This is a genomic window from Ruegeria sp. BG8 (assembly GCF_056538325.1).
This window is the reverse complement of record NZ_JBQFSZ010000001.1, coordinates 952,663-966,925: the sequence shown is the minus strand read 5'-3', so window position 1 is coordinate 966,925 and position 14,263 is coordinate 952,663. Positions and strand designations below refer to the sequence as shown.

The following is a 14,263-nucleotide window of genomic DNA, read 5'->3' as shown; positions in this document are numbered from 1 at the left end:
ATGTCCCGACAGAACTATACTTTTACTTCGGAATCCGTTTCCGAAGGTCACCCGGATAAGGTCTGTGACCGGATTTCCGACGCTGTACTTGATGCCTTTCTGAACGAAGAACCCGAAGCACGCGTTGCGTGCGAGACGTTTGCCACGACAAATCGTGTTGTTATCGGTGGCGAAGTTGGTCTGTCGGATCAGGACAAGCTGCACGATTACATGGGGCGCATCGATCAGATCGCCCGCGAGTGTATCAAGGATATCGGATACGAGCAGGACAAGTTCCACCACGAAACCGTTGAGGTAACGAACCTGCTGCATGAGCAGTCTGCCCATATTGCGCAGGGTGTTGATGCGGCCGACAACAAGGACGAGGGCGCTGGCGATCAGGGCATCATGTTCGGTTATGCCACGACGGAAACGCCGGCACTGATGCCTGCGCCGATCCAGTATTCTCATGCGATCCTGCGTCGTCTGGCCGAAGTCCGTAAGAACGGGTCGGAACCCGCGCTGGGCCCGGATGCGAAGTCGCAGCTGTCGGTGGTTTATCGGGATGGTAAGCCGGTCGGGGTCAGTTCGATCGTTCTGTCGACACAGCATCTGGACGAAGCGCTGACATCGGACGATATCCGCGCGATTGTAGAGCCTTACATCACTGAAACCCTGCCAGGGGGCTGGCTGTCTGCTGACACGGAATGGCACGTCAACCCGACAGGCAAGTTTGTCATCGGTGGACCAGATGGCGATGCCGGCCTGACCGGTCGCAAGATCATCGTGGACACATATGGCGGGGCGGCACCGCATGGTGGCGGTGCGTTCTCGGGGAAAGACCCAACAAAGGTTGACCGTTCAGCGGCCTACGCCGCTCGCTATCTGGCAAAGAACGTCGTTGCAGCAGGTATGGCCGAGCGGTGCACCATCCAGCTCAGCTATGCGATTGGTGTGTCCAAACCTTTGTCGATCTACGCCGAAACCTACGGTACGGGTCAGGTAGAAGACGCTGCGATCGAAAAGGCTGTTGGGCAGGTGATGGACCTGACGCCGCGTGGTATTCGGCAGCACCTTCAGATGAACAAGCCGATTTATCAGCGCACGGCAGCCTATGGCCATTTTGGTCGTGAGCCGGACGCTGACGGCGGTTTCAGCTGGGAGCGCACAGATCTGGTCGATGCGCTGAAAGCGTCGGTTTGATCTGACATCTATCAAAAGGTGCGCCCTTTCGGGCGCGCTTTATTCTGGGGAAATCGGCTAGAGGCGGAAGGAACGCCCTGTGCCTCTTGCCTCTGGGTTATCCGCGCAGTAATGGCTCGGCCATGAGCACCCAGACACCTCAACGCCCCCGCAGAAACTTTTATGGACGCTTCAAGGGAAAAACCCTGAAGCAAAGCCAGAAGACGTATCTGAGCGAAGATCTTGATGCATTGTCGCCGGGTGCGGTTGATTGGGAGAGTAATCCCGAGCGACACCCATTGGACCTTGGGGCGCTGTTTGGTGGTAAAGAAGTCTGGCTTGAGATCGGCTTTGGCGGTGGTGAACATCTGGTGCACCAAGCCAAGACCAATCCCGATATCGGCATCATCGGTGCCGAGCCGTATATCAACGGCGTCGCTATGCTGTTGGGTAAGATCCGTCAGGCGGGCGTGGATAACCTTGCGGTGCATCCCGGTGACGTGCGCGATCTGTTCGATGTCTTGCCCGAGGCCAGTATCTCGCGCGCGTTTCTGCTGTATCCAGACCCTTGGCCCAAGACACGGCACCATCGCCGCCGTTTTGTGACACAGGAACACTTGGAGCCGTTGGCGCGTACCCTGAAATCGGGTTCGATTTTCCGCGTGGCAACCGATATTCCCGACTATGTCCGCCAGACGCTGGAAGAGGTTCCGCGCGCCGGGTTTGAATGGCTGGCCGAGCGTCCTTCGGACTGGCGCGAACCGTGGGACGACTGGATTTCCACCCGCTATGAACAGAAAGCTCTGCGTGAAGGCCGCACCCCGCATTACCTGACCTTCCGCCGTAAGGGTTGATTGCCGCTGGACCATCTGGCCCCAATTCGCTAATTCGCCTTGAACTGATAGCGAAAACAGGAGCCCCCATGTCCGGACACGGCACGCCCATCCCGATGACCTCGCATCCCTGCGGTCCGCTGACCGGCACGGCAGAGGTTCCCGGGGACAAGTCGATCTCGCATCGGTCGTTGATTCTTGGCGCTATGGCGGTGGGTGAAACAAAGATTTCCGGCCTTCTTGAGGGCGAGGATGTTCTGGACACCGCCAAGGCGATGCGTGCTTTTGGGGCTGAGGTCACCGACCACGGTAACGGCGAATGGACCGTGCATGGTGTGGGTGTCGGCGGCTTTGCCGAGCCGGATCAGGTGATCGATTGCGGCAACTCGGGCACAGGCGTGCGGCTGATCATGGGCGCGATGGCGACCTGTCCGATTGCGGCGACATTTACCGGTGATGCCAGCCTGAACAAGCGCCCGATGGCGCGGGTGACGGACCCGCTGGCGCTGTTTGGGGCGCAGTCGGTTGGGCGCTCGGGCGGGCGTCTGCCGATGACCATCGTGGGCGCAGCAGAGCCTGTGCCGGTTCGCTACGAAGTTCCGGTTCCTTCGGCTCAGGTGAAGTCCGCTGTGCTGTTGGCTGGTCTTAACGCGCCGGGCAAAACCGTGGTGATTGAGAAAGAGGCCACCCGCGACCACTCTGAGCGGATGCTGGCGGGGTTCGGTGCAGAAATCGCCGTTGAAGATACTGATGAGGGTAGGGTCATCACCCTGACCGGTCGCCCTGAGTTGAAACCGCAGGTCATTGCCGTTCCGCGCGATCCGTCCAGCGCGGCCTTTCCGGTTTGTGCAGCGCTGATCACGCCCGGCTCGGACGTGCTTGTGCCGGGCATTGGCTTGAACCCGACCCGTGCGGGCCTGTTCACCACGCTGCGCGAGATGGGTGCGGACCTGACCTATGAAAACGAACGCGAAGAGGGCGGGGAGCCGGTCGCTGACCTGCGCGCGAAATACTCGCCCAACATGAAGGGCATCAACGTGCCGCCCGAGCGCGCGGCCTCGATGATCGACGAATACCCGGTTCTGTCAGTGGTTGCGGCCAACGCCACCGGCACCACAATGATGGGCGGCGTGAAAGAGCTGCGGGTGAAGGAAAGCGACCGGATCGACGCCATGGCACGTGGCCTGCGCGCCAATGGCGTGACCGTGGAAGAGGGCGAGGAATGGTGGTCGGTCGAAGGACTGGGCATCGGCAATGTTCCAGGTGGCGGCACTTGCGAGAGCTTTCTGGATCACCGTATTGCGATGTCTTTCATGGTGATGGGCATGGGTGCCAAAACTCCGGTTTCCGTTGATGATGGCGGCCCGATTGCGACATCTTTCCCGATTTTTGAACCGTTGATGCACGCGTTGGGTGCAAACGTGGTGCGTGGGTGAGCTTTACAGTCGCCATTGATGGCCCGGCTGCAGCTGGCAAAGGCACGATCTCGAAAGCGGTTGCGGCTCATTTCGGTTTCGCTCACTTGGATACCGGGCTTTTGTACCGCGCCGTTGGGAGGCGCACTTTGCAAGGGGTCGACCCTGTCCAAGCGGCCCAAGCTTTGACTGCCGAAGAGTTGGAGCAGGGCGATCTGCGCACGGCCGAAATCGCACAGGCCGCGTCCAAGGTGGCCGTCGTACCCGAGGTGCGGGCAGCACTCGTGGACTTTCAGCGCGCGTTTGCCCGCCGGGCTGGTGGTGCGGTTTTGGATGGGCGTGACATCGGAACCGTCATTTGCCCCAATGCCGAGGTAAAACTGTTTGTTACGGCCAGCGCTGAGGTGCGGGCAGAGCGCCGCTACCTCGAGCTCAAAGCCAAGGGCGCGGACATCCACAAGGATCAGGTTCTCGCAGATGTACGCGAGCGGGATGCGCGTGATGCTGAACGCAGCACCGCACCCATGAAACCGGCAGATGACGCCGTGCTGCTGGATACCTCGGACCTGAGCATCGAAGCGGCGCTTTCGCAGGCCATTGCGCTGATTGAACGGTTGAAGCCCGCGACACCTTAGTGCCGCGGGCAATCGCTGCGCGTTGCCGGGACTACAGCTCGCCGACTGCGATGCTTTTGATTTTGGACCATTGGCCGTCGGCCGTCTTTGCGGTGCCGGGCACGTCTTTCAGAAATGCGGCACGGGTTTCCGCGTTCAAGAACAGGTAAAGCTTGCCGTCAGCGATCAGGTACTGGTCGGGGTCACCGTCGAACTTTTTCCCGACCGAAACGCCAAAGGAACAAAAACCGCCATGTTGTGGTAGATAAGCTGCAGGGTTGGCCTCAAACGCTTCGCGGTTTTCTGCTGTGGTGAAATAGTAAGAGGCACCGTCATATGTTGCCGAATGCGTGGCAAAGCCTTGGACCGGGTTGCCGTTGGTAACGAGGGCGACCAGATCAACGCCATGCGCAGCCAGAGGTGCGCCCGCCGCAGATATTCCGTTCGAGACATTGATTTCGTCCGCGGCAAATGCCGGAGCTGCGATCAGGGGCAAGGTTGCGATCAGGGTGCTGAAGATCAGAGATTTCATTGCGTTTCCTTCCATGTTCAGGTTCGGTACGGTTCATCCGTTAACCGCTGAAACATAGTTAGAGGGTCATATCCGAACGAACTATCGCAGATGGGATCGCTTGCATTGCAGATCGTTCAATATTCGGAATGATCAAGTTCTGCTCTTCACTAAGCTTTGTTTGGTATGACACCAAGGTGCTGCGTATGGTGAAAAAGCAATTTGCAGGAGCGACGCCATGATCCGACTAGCCATTACCTTGATTTTTCTGGCCGGAGGTCTGGCTGCGCAAGAAGCAGAACCAACGCCTGAAGCCGAGCCGCCTATGACCTACGAACGGCTGGGCAAGATTATCTTTGCGCTCGACCCGGATGCGCAACCCAGCGGGCCCGGTTTCCAGCTAACTGTTTCTGACGTGCCGGTATTGGTGATCACGGATTCCAACGCTGACAGAATGCGGGCAATGGTGCCGATCCGAAGTGCGGCGGATTTAACGGCCGAGGATTTGCAACGTATGATGCAGGCCAATTTTGATAGCGCGCTGGATGCGCGTTACGCGATCGCAAACGGAACCCTGTGGGCCGCCTTTATCCACCCGCTTTCACCGCTTGAAAAGGACCAGTTGATCTCTGGCTTGGCGCAGACGGTGAATATCGCCAAGACCTACGGCTCGCTCTATTCGGGTGGAGCGCAGCAATTCGGCGGGGGCGACAGTGGAAACCTGCAACGAGAGTTGATCGACGAGCTGCTAAAAAAGGGCGAGGAAATCTAAACCTCAATTCTGCGCAGTAAGTGTGGCTTGTTGCTGCAGTTTGGTTATGTAATATCATAACGAACACTGCAGCAGGACAGGCCAATGCATACAGCGCGCAAGTTGGACACAATTTCCAAGACCAAAAGCCGATCTGGGCGCAATCTTCGCACGCAGCTCAAACGGCGCAGGCGGCGCATTCCCACAATGCAGGCCTACGATGCTTTGCCCAAGGGATTGCGGCAATGGCTGGCTTCGGCCTGCCTTCCTTGGAGCCCGACCTCGGCTTTGAAAATCTGGAAGCAAGCTGGCGGTTCGACCGATCCAATCGCCGCATGCGAAAGGTTGGACGCGATAGAACGCGCAATGTTGCAGCGTGATGTGGCGATCTGGGGAGTGCGGCATTGATAACCGAGGCGTCAAGAACCGCCTATGATTGGCGTTTCGGGCTATTGCACTTGCGTCTGGGAATAAACCGGACTATACGCGCGCTGTCTGAACAAGGGCGGTTAACGTCTGGATGACGTATCTGAGCAGGGCCGGGTTACCTCGGCCCTTTGTGTTTGTGTAGTCAGATGCGCACCGGGTCACGTCCAAGGACATCATGAAACAAGACCGGCGGAGACAACCGCTCGGCCAGCAAAAACGTACTGTAAAGGAAAACAACGCCACATGGCTAACGCATCCATGGAGGAATTCGAAGCCCTCCTGAATGAAAGCTTCGAAATGGACACACCCGAAGAGGGTTCTGTTGTCAAAGGTAAGGTTCTGGCGATCGAAGCCGGCCAAGCCATCATCGACGTAGGCTACAAAATGGAAGGCCGCGTTGATCTGAAAGAATTCGCAAATCCCGGCGAAGCCCCTGAAATCGCTGTAGGCGACGAGGTCGAAGTATACCTGCGCGCCGCAGAAAACGCCCGTGGCGAAGCCGTCATCTCGCGCGAGATGGCCCGCCGTGAAGAGGCATGGGACCGTCTGGAAAAAGCATATGCCGACGACCAGCGCGTCGAAGGTGCAATCTTTGGTCGCGTCAAAGGTGGCTTCACCGTCGATCTGGGTGGCGCAGTTGCGTTCCTGCCCGGCTCGCAGGTTGATGTGCGCCCCGTGCGCGACGCCGGCCCGCTGATGGGTCTGAAGCAGCCGTTCCAGATTCTGAAAATGGACCGCCGCCGTGGCAACATCGTTGTATCGCGCCGCGCTATCCTGGAAGAATCGCGTGCCGAACAGCGTGCCGAAGTCATCGGCAACCTGTCCGAAGGTCAGACCGTCGAGGGTGTTGTCAAGAACATCACCGAATACGGTGCATTCGTTGACCTGGGCGGCGTTGACGGCCTGCTGCACGTCACCGACATGGCATGGCGTCGTGTGAACCACCCGTCCGAGATCCTGACGATCGGCGAAACCATCAAGGTTCAGGTCATCAAGATCAACAAAGAGACCCACCGCATCAGCCTGGGCATGAAGCAGCTGCAGGAAGATCCGTGGGATCTGGTTGCTGCGAAATACCCGCTGGGCTCGGTCCACCAGGGTCGCGTTACCAACATCACCGACTACGGCGCGTTCGTCGAGCTGGAAGCCGGTGTCGAAGGTCTGGTGCACGTCTCCGAAATGTCCTGGACCAAGAAAAACGTCCACCCTGGCAAGATCGTTTCGACCAGCCAGGAAGTCGACGTCATGGTTCTGGAAATCGACGGCGCCAAGCGTCGCGTGTCTCTGGGCCTGAAACAGACTCAGCGCAACCCATGGGAAGTGTTTGCAGAAACACACCCCGAGGGCACCGAGGTCGAAGGCGAAGTCAAGAACATCACCGAATTCGGTCTGTTCATTGGCCTCGAAGGCGACATCGACGGCATGGTTCACCTGTCGGACCTGTCCTGGGACGAGCGTGGCGAGGATGCGATCCAGAACTACCGCAAAGGCGACATGGTTTCGGCCGTTGTCTCGGAAGTGGACGTCGAAAAAGAGCGTATCTCGCTGTCGATCAAAGCCCTGGGCGGTGACAAGTTCGCCGAAGCCGTGGGCGGCGTGAAGCGTGGCTCGGTCATCACCGTTGAGGTCACCGCGATCGAAGATGGTGGCATCGAGGTCGAGTACGAAGGCATGAAATCCTTCATCCGCCGTTCGGACCTGTCGCGCGACCGTGCCGAGCAGCGCCCCGAGCGTTTCTCGACCGGTGACAAGGTTGACGTCCGCGTCACCAATGTTGACAGCAAGACCCGCCGTCTGGGTCTGTCGATCAAAGCACGCGAGATCGCAGAAGAGAAAGAGGCCGTGGAACAGTACGGTTCCTCCGACTCGGGTGCATCGCTGGGCGACATTCTGGGTGCAGCGCTGAAGTCCGGCGACTAAGCTCAGGCGTCAGCGAAATTAGACATTCCGGCCCCGCGCGAAAGTGCGGGGCCGTTTTTGTTGCGAATCAATATGTTCCGATTGGTGGGCTTTATTCACCTGCTGTTCATGCTTTAGGACCCGAATTCCTATGAACACATGAAAAATCGCGTGACTTTGAGGCAAAATGAAGGTCTCGCGGGCAGAGTCAACGTTCCCCCGAACCGAGTTTTTTTCTATACTGTTCAGAATAATAGACATGGTAAACCGGTCGCCTGGGAGGGTAACGCACATGATCCGTTCAGAACTGATTCAGAAAATCGCCGACGAGAACCCGCATCTTTACCAACGCGACGTCGAGCGGATTGTGAATACCGTGTTCGAAGAAGTGACAGATGCGATGGCGCGCGGTGACCGGGTCGAGCTGCGTGGTTTTGGCGCTTTTTCGGTTAAAAAACGCGATGCACGGGTAGGCCGTAACCCCCGGACAGGCGAGACCGTTCAGGTCGAAGAAAAATGTGTTCCGTTTTTCAAAACTGGCAAGTTGCTAAGGGACCGTTTGAACGGTAAAGCCTAAGGTATGATGCGCTACCTTCGATATGCTTTCCTTGCGATCCTTGGGATCGTTCTGATCTCGGTTTCGCTGGCCAACCGCGAAGCCGTGGAACTGACGCTGATGCCGCAGGCCATTGCTGATCTGTTGGGCTTTAATTTCAGCACTTCGCTGCCCTTGTTCATTGTGGTTCTGGGCAGTGTTGTTGCCGGCCTGATCATAGGCTTCCTGTGGGAATGGCTGCGCGAACACAAGCACCGGGCGGATGCCTCGGCGAAAACCGGTGAAGTTCGCAAGCTTGAGCGCGAGGTCAAGAAGCTCAAGAAAAAGCAGAACGAAGGCAAGGACGAAGTTCTGGCGATCCTTGACGAGGCGAGCTGAGGCGTAAATGCCGGAAGTCTCTGTCAAAATTTGCGGTTTGACCGCGTCTGACCACGTGCGCGCCTCAGTGGAAGCGGGCGCGCGTTACCTTGGGTTCAACTTTTTTCCGAAATCACCCCGTTATGTTGCACCCGCCGATGTCGAGGGCCTGACCGCCGATGTGCCTGTGGGGGTGGCGAAAGTGGCCTTGGTGGTGAATGCCTCGGACGAGTTGCTTGATACCATCACCGCTGTGGCCCCGTTCGACATGCTACAATTGCACGGATCAGAAAGCGTTGAGCGTGTGCAAGCTATCAAGGATCGTTACGGTTTGCCTGTGATCAAGGTTGTCGGGGTCGCTGATGCAGAAGACTTACCTGCCATCGACACCTATAGCGACGTTGCTGATCAGCTTTTGATTGATGCAAAGGCACCGAAAAACGCGGTTCTGCCCGGTGGTAACGGTTTGGCCTTTGACTGGCGTTTGTTGGCGGGGCGCAAGTATTGGTGCAAGCCCTGGATGCTGGCCGGGGGATTGAACCCCGACAACGTGGCTGAAGCCATTCGTATGACCGGAGCGCGTCAGGTCGATGTTGCCTCCGGGGTGGAGAGCGCACCGGGGGTAAAAGATCCCGCGCTCATACGTGCGTTTATCAAGGCCGCTGGTTGATCTGATTTTCGTACCGTTGCGTATCACCTGAAGAAAAGAGGTGAGACGTGATTGCAGCAATCGGCGGTGTAACTCTCAAGCACTGGTACTACGCGCCCGAATTCTTTTGGCGAGCGCACCGGGCCTTGCGGCAAGCGCAGGGTGATCCCTTGTGCCTGGAGGCCAGCGTGTTTCCGCACGATGGTCTGCTGTTTTCGCTAAGCGTTTGGCACGATGCCGAAGCCATGCTGACATTTGCGCAATCCGGGCCGCATCGGCGCGTTGTTCAGGCGTCGGCGAGATTGGCCAACATAAACCGGTTTTGCCATTTTCCGTGTATCTCTGTCCCGACGCGTGCGCAGGCTTTGCAGGTTTGGCAGACGCAAAAACAGGCGGCGGAATAATACGTTTTAGCATGGCAAATCCCGTCGTCACCTCCTATGAACAACGGGTATGACGAGGGAGACACCCATGGCCAACGATCTTTTCAATTCCTTCATGTCCGGCCCCGACGAACAGGGCCGCTTTGGCATCTTCGGCGGACGGTTCGTCAGCGAAACGCTGATGCCCCTGATCCTGTCGCTGGAAGAGGAATATGAAAAGGCCAAGGATGACCCGACCTTCTGGGCCGAGATGGATGATCTCTGGGCGAATTATGTGGGTCGCCCCTCGCCTCTGTACTACGCGGAACGTCTGACCGAACATCTGGGCGGCGCGAAGATCTATCTTAAGCGCGATGAGCTGAACCATACTGGTGCGCATAAGATCAACAACGTACTCGGTCAAATCATTCTGGCGCGGCGCATGGGTAAGACCCGTATCATTGCTGAGACAGGGGCAGGTCAACACGGCGTAGCCACTGCCACGGTCTGCGCCAAATTCGGTTTGAAATGTGTGGTTTATATGGGTGCGCACGACGTCCAGCGTCAGGCCCCCAACGTGTTCCGCATGCGCCTGCTGGGGGCAGAAGTTATTCCGGTAACCTCAGGCCGCGGTACGCTGAAGGACGCGATGAATGACGCGCTGCGCGACTGGGTCACCAATGTGCGCGACACGTTCTACTGCATCGGTACCGTGGCGGGTCCGCACCCTTATCCCGCGATGGTGCGCGATTTTCAGTCGATCATCGGCAAGGAAGCCAAAGAGCAGATGCACAAGGCCGAGGGCAGGTTGCCCGACACGATCATTGCCGCCATTGGCGGTGGATCGAATGCGATGGGTCTGTTCTATCCGTTCCTGGACGACAAGTCCGTCAATATCATCGGTGTAGAGGCTGGCGGCAAAGGCGTGAATGAAAAGATGGAGCATTGCGCATCCCTGACGGGTGGCCGTCCCGGCGTGTTGCACGGGAACCGGACCTATCTGTTGCAGGATGACGATGGCCAGATTTTGGAAGGGTACTCGATCTCGGCCGGGCTGGACTATCCCGGCATTGGCCCCGAGCATTCTTGGCTGCACGACATAGGTCGCGCGCAATATGTCTCGATTACCGATAAAGAGGCGCTGGAAGCGTTCCAGCTATGTTGCGCGACCGAGGGTATCATCCCCGCACTGGAGCCGTCCCATGCGCTGGCGCACGTGATGAAGATTGCCCCTGACCTGCCCAAAGATCACCTGATCTGTATGAACATGTGCGGTCGTGGCGACAAGGATGTGCAAACTGTTGCCAAGTATCTGAACTTTGACATGTCCGACACGGAAGGTCGGAGTGTCGATTAACCCGACCTTACGTCTTTGGAACGTATCACGGCGCGCTATTTCTAGCGCGCCGTTTCAGTTCTGGCAGTGCGGTGCAGAACATCAATCCTCAATGGCATGTATTTTCAGAACACGCAGCGGCACAACGTCCAGTGCACGCTGGTGTGTCGCGTCTAACTGAACCTTTGGGGCGCAACCCTCATCATGCGCTTGCAGAAAGCGTCCCGCGCACAGACACCAACGGTCGCCGGGGTTGAGGCCAGGAAAGTTGAACTCTGGCCGCGGGGTGCTCAGGTCGTTTCCCACGTATTTGGAATAGGCCAAAAACTCAGCCGTCATGACGGCGCAGACCGTATGACTGCCCTGATCTTCGGGGCATGTATTGCACGCTCCATCCCGGAAAAACCCGGTCAGCGGATCACGAGAGCAGGGGGCGAGAACGCCCCCAAGAACATTTACACTGTCTTGTTTTTGCATGTGACCATCTTACAGGCTTTGCGCGATTTTGCGGAACATTTCGATATTGGCTTCATTTACACCGGGGTCACGGAAGTTGCGATCCACCCCTGTCGAAACGATCAGAACGCCTCTGGGTTGGTCAAAATAAATGTATTGGCCATAGACGCCGCGCGCCAGAAACTCTCCCTCATGCGCACCCTGCGGGATCCACCACTGGTACCCATAGCCGATCTTACCCGGTGCAGTCGGGGCGCTAGGTGCGACAGATTCGGCGATCCAGTCGGCGGGAACGATCTGTTGTCCGTTGTGCGCGCCGTTTTGCAGGATCATCTGACCAAATCTTGCGAAATCACGGGTGGTGAAGTTCAGGCCCCCCAATACGAAGGCTACGCCGGCACCGTCGGTGACATAGTACCCATCGCGTTCAAGACCCAGCGGCTGGATGATCCGTTCGCTCAACAGTTCGGTAACACTGCGACCTGTGGCGCCCCGGATCACCATTCCGATAACATGCGTATCAATCGAAACATATTGCCAGGTGTCTCCGGGCGTGGCGAAACTGTCCTGCAGGGATGCGGCAAAGTCGTCCAGTTCGCCGCCCAAGGCAACGACGCGACCCATGCGGTTGATGTCTGAATCGTAGTCCAGATAATCCTCGTTAAAGGTGACGCCGCTGGCCATGTTCAGAACATTGCGGATTGTCGCGCCGTCATAGGCTGTTCCTGCAAGTTTGGGGGCATATTTGGTCACCGGATCGTCTAGCGATTCAATTGCGCCCTCGCTCAAAAGGATGCCGAACAGGGATGACAAATAGCTTTTGGCGACTGACCAGGAAATCCGCCGGTCATCGGGTGTGGTCCCCAGATAGTACTCTTCGAACCGGATTTGACCGTCCTGCATCACCAGTAAAGAGGTTACAGCACGGTCTTCGATCCACCGGTCCGTGCCGTCAGGCAGGTCAAATCCCGCGCCATACGCAAGATCCCATGTCGGTCCATCGCCGCGCGGCAAAGTGGCTGTCAGGAAGGCGTCGTCCATATTGGAAAAGTTGTGGACGATCTTGTCTTCGGAAAACAAAGAATTCACAGCCATAAGACGTTGGATTTCTTCGCGTTTCCACAGGCCCACGACAGCGCCGGCCAGCACCAGCGTCAGGACGATGCGCAGCACCCACTTTAACAAGGTTCTCATCCGTAGCCTCCCGTATACGTACCCTATTGGAACGTGGTGCAAGGCGATCTGCAAACAAGACGTTACGGCAAATTGGTCGGGGTTACTTGAACTTGTCCAGTAGCTTTTGCATGGCCGAACGGTCGTCGACTTCGGGTTCTGAAGCAGCAGGGGTAGCGGGCTTGGTTGGCGTGTCTTTGGTCTTCGAGGATCGAGGGGGCGCCGTCCGCAGAGCGACCGCGTTCATAAACTTACCACCGTCACCGTCTGCCAGATACCCCGCGCCGTCTGAAACGCCCCTTAGGACGTCGTCCAGCCACTCGGCATCCGCTTTTGCAAAGTCGCCCAGAACATAGGGCGACACCATTTCCTTGCGGCCCGGATGCCCAATTCCAAGGCGCACACGATCATAGGCCGGGCTGATATGTTCATGGATTGAACGCAACCCGTTGTGTCCAGCATGCCCCCCGCCAGCTTTTACCCGGACTTTTCCCGGCGCAAGATCAAGCTCGTCATGGAAAACTGTGACGTCGGTTGAATCGAGCTTGTAGAACCGCATCGCTTCGCCAACAGATTGTCCTGAACGGTTCATGAAGGTTTGCGGCTTGATCAACAGAACTTTTTCGCTGCCCAGGCGACCTTCTGAAAGCTCAGCCTGAAATTTTGACTTCCACGGACCGAAACCATGATCCTCGGCGATCCGCTCGACGGCCATAAAACCGATATTGTGCCGGTTGCGCGCGTATTTCGAGCCTGGGTTCCCCAAGCCGACAAACAGCTTCATGATCTCGTCCTTGTCTAGCAGGCCATACTCGCCATCGGTTGATCGCATAGAATGTCGCTGTTTTACCAGACTGCATTTGCCAAAAGAAAACGGGGCCCAAGGGACCCCGTTCCAAAATCTGAACCGTTAGGCCCGGACTTATTCTTCGGCTTCGTCCTGACCGACGACTTCTACTTCGTCCGCGGCCACTTCTTCACCTTCTTCCTCATCGTCGCTGGACGACAGGCCAGTCGGCGCCGAGATGTTCGCAATCACGAAATCACGGTCGATGGTCGGCTTGGTGCCGTTTGGCAGATCAACCGACGAAATGGTGACGACGTCGTTGATGTTCAGGCCGGTCAGATCAACGGTGATCTTCTCAGGAATATCGCCAGCGGTGCAAAGCAGCTCAACTTCTGGACGAACCACAGTCAGCACGCCGCCCTTCTTGATGCCAGGTGCGGCATCTTCGTTGATGAACTCAACCGGGATGAACAATGCGATCTTAGTGGTCCGACGCAGGCGCATCAAGTCCAGGTGAGTCGGCAGGTCTTTGACCACGTCACGCTGAACGTCGCGGCAGATCACGCGAACGTCTTCGTGACCTTCAACCTTCAGGTTCCACAGGGTCGACTTGAACCGGCCTGCTTTCAGACGCTTGAACAGAACGTTGAACGGGATCTGAATCGGCAGCGGGTCTTTGTCACCACCAAACACAATGCCCGGAACCATGCCATCGCGGCGTGCTTGACGAGCGGCGCCCTTGCCTGTCCCCGTCCGTTCCAGAGCTACGAGATCAGGAATCTCTCCAGCCATGATAATTCTCCAGTGTTAGGGCGGGCATCCTCCAAGGCTGTATGCCCGCGTGAAGCCGCGTCCTTATCTTGATTCATCTGGTTTGGAAAGGGGTATTTTGCGAGGCTCTGCCTCGCGCTCCGGGATATTTTTGGCCAGATGAAGAACGGATCCCAGCTTCATCTGGCTACAAATATCCCGGG

Annotated in this window: 17 protein-coding genes; 12 read left to right on the top strand and 5 right to left on the bottom strand. The window is 57.4% G+C overall.

All coding sequences use genetic code 11. The features are described 5' to 3' along the window. From metK to cmk, 4 genes are all read left to right on the top strand, one after another. On the top strand, positions 1–1,182 hold the full coding sequence (gene metK / locus ACR0DG_RS04885) for a methionine adenosyltransferase (RefSeq protein ID WP_480694828.1): 1,182 nt from the start codon (positions 1–3) through the stop codon (positions 1,180–1,182). A gap of 122 nt (positions 1,183–1,304) precedes the next feature. Further along, complete coding sequence (trmB, locus tag ACR0DG_RS04880; RefSeq protein WP_480694827.1) at positions 1,305–2,015, top strand: tRNA (guanine(46)-N(7))-methyltransferase TrmB; 711 nt, start codon at positions 1,305–1,307, stop codon at positions 2,013–2,015. 68 nt (positions 2,016–2,083) lie between these two features. Next, a complete protein-coding gene (aroA, locus tag ACR0DG_RS04875) occupies positions 2,084–3,430 on the top strand; it encodes a 3-phosphoshikimate 1-carboxyvinyltransferase (RefSeq protein WP_480694825.1) in 1,347 nt (448 codons plus the stop codon). After that, positions 3,427–4,044, top strand: a complete 618-nt coding sequence (gene cmk / locus ACR0DG_RS04870) for a (d)CMP kinase (protein ID WP_480694823.1) — start codon at positions 3,427–3,429, stop codon at positions 4,042–4,044. Before aroA ends, cmk begins: the two co-directional genes overlap by 4 nt. 31 nt (positions 4,045–4,075) lie before the next feature. Here cmk and ACR0DG_RS04865 read toward each other — a convergent pair whose 3' ends face one another. Then, entirely contained in the window at positions 4,076–4,555 is a 480-nt protein-coding gene (locus tag ACR0DG_RS04865) for a YHS domain-containing (seleno)protein (RefSeq protein WP_480694821.1), read from the bottom strand. Between the two features lie 217 nt (positions 4,556–4,772). Here ACR0DG_RS04865 and ACR0DG_RS04860 point away from each other — a divergent pair, with 217 nt between their 5' ends. From ACR0DG_RS04860 to trpB, 8 genes are all read left to right on the top strand, one after another. After that, positions 4,773–5,306: a hypothetical protein gene (locus ACR0DG_RS04860; protein WP_480694819.1), complete on the top strand. Its 534-nt coding sequence runs from the start codon at positions 4,773–4,775 to the stop codon at positions 5,304–5,306. Between the two features lie 84 nt (positions 5,307–5,390). Then, positions 5,391–5,693 carry a DUF6525 family protein gene (locus ACR0DG_RS04855; protein WP_480694817.1) on the top strand — a complete coding sequence of 101 codons (303 nt, stop codon included), beginning with the start codon at positions 5,391–5,393 and terminating at the stop codon, positions 5,691–5,693. Between the two features lie 264 nt (positions 5,694–5,957). Beyond that, entirely contained in the window at positions 5,958–7,634 is a 1,677-nt protein-coding gene (rpsA, locus tag ACR0DG_RS04850; protein ID WP_170769919.1) for a 30S ribosomal protein S1, read from the top strand. A gap of 271 nt (positions 7,635–7,905) precedes the next feature. Further along, entirely contained in the window at positions 7,906–8,190 is a 285-nt protein-coding gene (ihfB, locus tag ACR0DG_RS04845) for an integration host factor subunit beta (protein ID WP_050603110.1), read from the top strand. Between the two features lie 6 nt (positions 8,191–8,196). After that, on the top strand, positions 8,197–8,547 hold the full coding sequence (locus ACR0DG_RS04840; protein WP_480695007.1) for a lipopolysaccharide assembly protein LapA domain-containing protein: 351 nt from the start codon (positions 8,197–8,199) through the stop codon (positions 8,545–8,547). Between the two features lie 7 nt (positions 8,548–8,554). Further along, a complete protein-coding gene (locus tag ACR0DG_RS04835; protein ID WP_480694814.1) occupies positions 8,555–9,196 on the top strand; it encodes a phosphoribosylanthranilate isomerase in 642 nt (213 codons plus the stop codon). 47 nt (positions 9,197–9,243) lie between these two features. After that, a complete protein-coding gene (locus ACR0DG_RS04830) occupies positions 9,244–9,579 on the top strand; it encodes a hypothetical protein (protein ID WP_480694813.1) in 336 nt (111 codons plus the stop codon). 67 nt (positions 9,580–9,646) lie between these two features. Beyond that, positions 9,647–10,894, top strand: a complete 1,248-nt coding sequence (gene trpB, locus ACR0DG_RS04825) for a tryptophan synthase subunit beta (RefSeq protein WP_480694811.1) — start codon at positions 9,647–9,649, stop codon at positions 10,892–10,894. Between the two features lie 81 nt (positions 10,895–10,975). On the opposite strand, the gene ACR0DG_RS04820 is transcribed toward trpB, so the two are convergent. From ACR0DG_RS04820 to ACR0DG_RS04805, 4 genes are all read right to left on the bottom strand, one after another. Continuing rightward, positions 10,976–11,350 (bottom strand): DUF2237 family protein, encoded by a 375-nt coding sequence (locus ACR0DG_RS04820; RefSeq protein ID WP_480694809.1) that lies wholly within the window; start codon positions 11,348–11,350, stop codon positions 10,976–10,978. 9 nt (positions 11,351–11,359) lie between these two features. Further along, on the bottom strand, positions 11,360–12,523 hold the full coding sequence (locus ACR0DG_RS04815; protein ID WP_480694807.1) for a serine hydrolase domain-containing protein: 1,164 nt from the start codon (positions 12,521–12,523) through the stop codon (positions 11,360–11,362). Between the two features lie 82 nt (positions 12,524–12,605). Next, complete coding sequence (gene pth, locus ACR0DG_RS04810; RefSeq protein ID WP_480695005.1) at positions 12,606–13,286, bottom strand: aminoacyl-tRNA hydrolase; 681 nt, start codon at positions 13,284–13,286, stop codon at positions 12,606–12,608. Positions 13,287–13,424: 138 nt separating this feature from the next. Next, on the bottom strand, positions 13,425–14,081 hold the full coding sequence (locus ACR0DG_RS04805; protein WP_480694805.1) for a 50S ribosomal protein L25/general stress protein Ctc: 657 nt from the start codon (positions 14,079–14,081) through the stop codon (positions 13,425–13,427). Between the last annotated feature and the right edge of the window lie 182 nt (positions 14,082–14,263).